2 tRNA genes are annotated in these 336 nt (G+C 56.5%); both read right to left on the reverse strand.

From position 1 onward, the window contains the following. Nucleotides 1-69: 69 nt before the first annotated feature. Nucleotides 70-146 (reverse strand) — tRNA-Asp (locus ACF8FG_RS00005). Nucleotides 147-159: 13 nt separating this feature from the next. Continuing rightward, a tRNA-Val gene (locus ACF8FG_RS00010) sits at nucleotides 160-235 on the reverse strand. Between the last annotated feature and the right edge of the window lie 101 nt (nucleotides 236-336).

A 336-nucleotide genomic window follows, 5' to 3' on the forward strand; every position in this document is an offset into this window, starting at 1 on the left:
AAAAAAAGCGACCCTAAGGTCGCTTTCTCTGTTACTTCCGGGTGTTCAGTGGGCCCTGGAAGTGGAATATGGCGCAGCGGACGGGACTCGAACCCGCGACCCCCGGCGTGACAGGCCGGTATTCTAACCGACTGAACTACCGCTGCGCTATACATCGAGTGGTGGGTGATGACGGGATCGAACCGCCGACCCTCTGCTTGTAAGGCAGATGCTCTCCCGGCTGAGCTAATCACCCATGTCTCTCGGTGTGGCGCGCATTCTACGGGCGACTTGGCGCTCTGGCAAGCACTTATCGAAGTTTTTTCACACTTCGGTCAAACACCAAAAATCAGGCAC

The sequence above is a fragment of the Pseudomonas sp. YQ_6 genome (genome assembly GCF_043103245.1).
In the GTDB taxonomy this organism is placed as follows: Bacteria; Pseudomonadota; Gammaproteobacteria; order Pseudomonadales; family Pseudomonadaceae; genus Aquipseudomonas; species Aquipseudomonas alloputida.